This is a genomic window from Colwellia sp. BRX10-4 (assembly GCF_014077465.1).
Lineage (GTDB): Bacteria > Pseudomonadota > Gammaproteobacteria > Enterobacterales > Alteromonadaceae > Colwellia_A.
In genome coordinates this window covers 1-2,776 of sequence record NZ_JACGVZ010000065.1, presented here as the reverse complement: position 1 = coordinate 2,776, position 2,776 = coordinate 1, and the positions used below count along the sequence as shown (strand labels likewise).

At 35.8% G+C, this 2,776-nt stretch carries 4 protein-coding genes and 1 pseudogene; 2 read left to right on the top strand and 3 right to left on the bottom strand.

The window, feature by feature from the left end; genetic code table 11:
* Positions 1–9 precede the first annotated feature (9 nt).
* Positions 10–789: pseudogene (locus H4J67_RS19700) on the bottom strand (IS110 family transposase); the annotation flags it as partial.
* Between the two features lie 251 nt (positions 790–1,040).
* Here H4J67_RS19700 and H4J67_RS19695 point away from each other — a divergent pair.
* Positions 1,041–1,580, top strand: a complete 540-nt coding sequence (locus tag H4J67_RS19695) for a hypothetical protein (protein ID WP_182169370.1) — start codon at positions 1,041–1,043, stop codon at positions 1,578–1,580.
* A 126-nt stretch (positions 1,581–1,706) separates the two neighbouring features.
* Here H4J67_RS19695 and H4J67_RS19690 read toward each other — a convergent pair whose 3' ends face one another.
* Complete coding sequence (locus H4J67_RS19690; RefSeq protein ID WP_182169372.1) at positions 1,707–2,000, bottom strand: type II toxin-antitoxin system RelE/ParE family toxin; 294 nt, start codon at positions 1,998–2,000, stop codon at positions 1,707–1,709.
* A complete protein-coding gene (locus H4J67_RS19685; RefSeq protein ID WP_070373587.1) occupies positions 2,000–2,239 on the bottom strand; it encodes a type II toxin-antitoxin system ParD family antitoxin in 240 nt (79 codons plus the stop codon). Before H4J67_RS19685 ends, H4J67_RS19690 begins: the two co-directional genes overlap by 1 nt.
* A 306-nt stretch (positions 2,240–2,545) precedes the next feature.
* Here H4J67_RS19685 and H4J67_RS19680 point away from each other — a divergent pair.
* Positions 2,546–2,776 (top strand): Bor/Iss family lipoprotein (locus tag H4J67_RS19680; RefSeq protein ID WP_182169374.1); only part of this gene is annotated, 231 nt, incomplete at its 3' end.

The window sequence follows — 2,776 nt, the reverse complement described above, 5'->3', positions numbered from 1 at the left end:
TTCTTTTCAAATGTTGGTGTTGTGTTTATACGAGTGTGCACCTTCGACCAGTAGTCTTGCACGGCTATTACCACACTTAGTAATAGCCCCTAAATGGCGTTTATCGCCGCTTGAATGTTCACTAGGTACAAGACCTAGGTAACTCATTAATTTTCTAGGGTGGTCGAATCGTGATAAGTCACCTAGTTCGACAATCACGCCTGTAGCGACTAATAACCTCACACCACGGAGCGCCTGTATCGCTTTAACTACGGGATAAAATCGCCAACGCTTCACTTGATGGGTTAATTCATTATCCAGCCTTTTTAAACGTTTTAACCTTTCGGTAATGGTTGAAACCGCTTCTTGCAAAACAATTTGCTGACAAGGATGAGGTAGCACTAATTCAGCGAGCCAACGCAAATGTTGTAATGACCAGTTATCTTTTATTTTGCTGTTAATGTTGCTACGTAACAACAATGCTTTAAGTTGATATTTAGCCTCTTTTAAGTCTTTCATGCCTGTTTCACGGGCTCGGGATAAATCACGTACGGCTTCATCTTCGGGCTCAGGGACATAGATAGATGTTAAGTCTTCAGACTTGAGCAGCTTTGCAAGTTTGAGCGCATCACGTTTATCGGTTTTGATTTTATCTCCTGATTTTTTAGGGATAAGCGAAGGAGCGATGACATAGCAACAATGATTAAGGCTGGTGAGAAAGCGATAAATCCAATAGCCACAAGGACCGGCTTCGTAAAAAAAATGGATCGTAGTGTCAGGATATTTTGACTGTAATTGTCGTACGAGTTTTTTAAAGTATGTTATGTTTTATCATGCTAGCCTCTGTTTTATATTGTTGACACATATATTATGGCTCTGGTTTGTAAAACTAACCCACATTTAGAGGCTAGCACCTTGTGGGGAGTCATTGTGTCTATGTGTTAATTGCAAATCGAGGCTATGGCAGTTTTACCGCAAAAGTAAATAGACAATAATCTTTTAATTTTCATGTTTTTAGATGATACTCAACACCATGAAATTTGAATTAAGCTTGGTAATAAATGACACAACATGAATATATTTTTGTAACTGTATCCATAATCATTGGATTATCATTAACACGTCTCTTACATGTGATCGGAGATTTGATTCGTTATCACAACAAAGTTAAGTTCCATTGGTCTACAGCTATCTGGGGTGGGACTGTAATGGTTTTCACCCTTCAACTATGGTGGGTAGGATGGGAGCTTCATGATTTTTCTGATTGGTCTTTTATTCACTTTTTAGCGCTCATTTTTGCATCGATTTTTATGTATGGTGCGGCAGAAATGGCACTTCCAGATCCAGATGATGGTTATTTTGACATGCTATCCCACAGTCGAGGTTTAGGTCGAGTGTCTGCAATGTCCTTATTGTTATTTTTTCTTCTTGGGCCATATTTCAATATTGTTATGTTTAAGAATCCATTGCTTTTGTCATTGGTAATACCATTAATAGGTGTTGTAATAATGTTGCTAGTTATATTTATCCCTCGGTGGTTTAAATGGTTGTCTATTATTTTTGGGTTATATTCATTATTTGTACTTTTTGTAACGGTATAAGTTGATTTTAGTACTAGTAGCTGGAAACTATAAGCCATTCAAGCAGGACAAATAACAGCTGGCTATTTGCTCCTTCGTCGCTTATTTTATACAATTATTTGCCGCTTAACGTGGTGTTGGTATTTTTTAGATAGCAGAGTTAACATCCATACTTTTATGCAGCACACGTACAATTAATATTTGATTTACTTTATGTTCTTTGTAATAAATTACGTGGCTAGCTTGAGGATATTTACTGTAACCCTCTTTGATGTAATCACAGTTTATTCCTAATTCTGGCTCCTCAGTTAATAATCGAATTGTGCTATCTAATATTTTTAAATAATCATTTCGTTGCGTGGTTCCCCACGTAAGTTGAGTGTATCGAGCTATTTTAATTAAATCTGATTTCGCTTTAGCGGATAATACTAATTTTCTCATTAGTGATTTTCGTTGTCTAATTCTGTTAATAAAGAATCATAACTGTAATCAGCTATACCGCTTTGTTCACCTTGAATAAGCATATTGCGTAAATTTAATAGTTTAGTTTCTTGATCTTCTAAAGCTCTTAATCCAGCTCGAACAATTTCACTCGCTGAACCGTAACGACCTGTGTTAAGTTGTTGGTTAATAAATTGATCAAAGTGATCGCCTAGTGTGACGCTAGTATTTTTAGCCATAATGAAACCCTTGTTTGTACCAATATATATTAGATTATGGTATAAAAAATATAACAAGGCAATTAAACGGACAGAAAACAGTTGGCTTTTTCACTTCGTTCACATTATAGCCAACCATTTTTAGCCGCTTATTGCGGTGTTATATTTTTTGGTCGTGTCAGGTATATCTTACACATTTTTACATTTCCCCAACATTAATCGAACATTTTAAAGTTCAACTCTAGTTATTATGCTCTAAGTTATTTAGTCAACCATTTTTAGCCGCTTAATGGGGCGTTATATTTTAAATCATCATATGGAGTAATTATGAAAAAAAGTAGTTTAATTTTAAGTGTACTTTTAGTGGGGATCACTGCTTGTTCAACGGTTACTATAAAACCGGAAGGGCAAAATAAACTTGTCAATAAACCCTCATACCTGGATTCAAAACCATTTTATTTATGGGGGCTATCTGGAGAACATCGTGTTGATGTTCTGAAAGTTTGTAACAAAAATGAACCATTGCAAATGCAATCACAACAAACATTTTCTGATGGT

Coding starts and splice junctions, on each gene's coding strand:
- H4J67_RS19695 (WP_182169370.1), top strand. CDS start 1,041: ATGACACAACATGAATATATTTTTGTAACTGTATCCATAATCATTGGA.
- H4J67_RS19690 (WP_182169372.1), bottom strand. CDS start 2,000: ATGAGAAAATTAGTATTATCCGCTAAAGCGAAATCAGATTTAATTAAA.
- H4J67_RS19685 (WP_070373587.1), bottom strand. CDS start 2,239: ATGGCTAAAAATACTAGCGTCACACTAGGCGATCACTTTGATCAATTT.